Raw genomic sequence first — 1635 nt, 5'->3', positions numbered from 1 at the left:
CACGCGGTACGCCGCATCGACCCGCGCCGCGCGGCGCAGCTCACTGCGGCAGGGTCTCGGCGCAGCGTGCTCGGCGCGGGTGCGGGCGATCCCGTGGCCGCGCAACCGGCGCAGCCGCACGCGCCCGCAGCCAGCGCCAAGCCGCTGCGCAGCAACGGCCCCTTCCACAACACCCTGCTGGTCGTCGCGCACACCGAGCGCGGCGCGTTCAGCGACGCGGCGCGCCAGGCGATCGCGGCAGCGGCGATTCTGGCGAACGCGCAGACGCAGGTCGTCGTCGCGGCGCTCGGCGCCTGCCACGACGACGTCGCGGCGCTCGGCGTGGACCGCCTGCTCGTGCCCGAGGCTTTCGACGCCCGGCGCTACCAGCCCACGGCCTGCGTGCAATGGCTGCAGGGCCTGCGCAGCGCCTGGGCCCCCGCGCATTGGCTGTTCGCCGACCACGGCGCCGACGGCGAGCTGGGCCGGCGTTTTGCCGTGCAGTCCGGGCTGGACCTGGCCTGCGGCGTGCTGGAGCTCGGCGCCGAAAGCCTGCGCGTTCCCGCGGACTCCCGCGACGACTGGCTGCGCCCGCACGCCCCGGTGATGCTGCTCGGCCCGGGCCTCGTCAACCCCCGGCTGCCTTTTGTCGGCCAGGGTCTGCGCGAGACCGCGCCGCCGCTGCCGCAGCGGCCCGAACCCGGAGTCGAGGACCTGGGCGTGCAGGCCGGCGACCCGCGGACGCTGGCGCTGGAAGAGGCCGACCTGATCCTCGCGGCCGGCAACGGGGTGCACGATCTGGCGCTGTTCCACGCGCTGGCGCACGAAGTCGGCGCCGCCGTCGGGGCCTCGCGCGTCGCGGTGGACGCCGGGCGCTTTGCCCGCGCACAGCAAATCGGCGCCACCGGCAAGAGCGTTTCCGCTTCGGCCTACGTGGCGCTGGGGATCTCGGGCGCCGTCCAGCATCTGCAAGGCATCCGGGACTGCCGCCACGTCATCGCGGTGACCCTCGACGCGTCCGCGCCCATCGCCAGCCGCGCGAATCTCACGGTGGTCGAGGACAGCACGGCGCTGATGCAGGCGCTGATCGCGCTGGTGCGCCAGCAAAAGGAAAGCGCATGAACACCGCGGCTACCGTGACGGTACTCGTCGCCGCGCGCATCCACCCCGTGAGCCAGCGCCCGACGCGCTGCCCGGCCGACGCCACGGCGGTCGCGCTGGCCCTGGGGCTGTCGCTTCCCGTGCGTCTGCTCAGCGCGGGCGACATGCCGCACGCGGTCGCGCACGACTACCTGGCGCTGGGTGCGCGGCTCATCGAGATCCGGCCATGCGCCGACGGTGCGCTGCTGTTCGCGTCCCTGCTGCCCGCGGTGCGCGCCACGGACTGGGTGCTCACCGGAACGCGCGCGCCGGCGGAGCGCGGCAGCGCCGTCCTGCCGCATGCGCTGGCCGCCGCGCTGCAACGGCCGCTGGTGACCGACGTGCTCGCGCTCGAACCCGAGGGACCCGAGGGCAGGGCCTGCATCGTCATGCAGGCGCTGCCGCAGGGCGCGCGGCGGCGCCTGCGCGTGCAGGCGCCTGCCGTGCTCGCGGTCAGCGCCGCCGCCACAGTGCAGCTGCGCCATTCGCTGGCCGCCGCCCGGGCGGGCCGGATCG

1 protein-coding gene and 1 pseudogene are annotated in these 1635 nt (G+C 75.6%); both read left to right on the top strand.

Features of this window, described 5'->3' with window-relative positions:
- A partial coding sequence (locus tag VTU_RS29080) for an FAD-binding protein (protein ID WP_010108328.1) occupies positions 1-1101 on the top strand: 1101 nt, incomplete at its 5' end.
- Positions 1098-1635, top strand: a pseudogene (locus VTU_RS29075) (electron transfer flavoprotein subunit beta/FixA family protein); the annotation flags it as partial. The gene VTU_RS29080 and the pseudogene VTU_RS29075, both read left to right, overlap by 4 nt.

Source organism: Verminephrobacter aporrectodeae subsp. tuberculatae At4 (assembly GCF_000193225.1).
Taxonomy (GTDB): domain Bacteria; phylum Pseudomonadota; class Gammaproteobacteria; order Burkholderiales; family Burkholderiaceae_C; genus Acidovorax; species Acidovorax aporrectodeae.
Note: the sequence above shows the minus strand (reverse complement) of the source record. Positions and strands in the feature narration are given on the sequence as shown.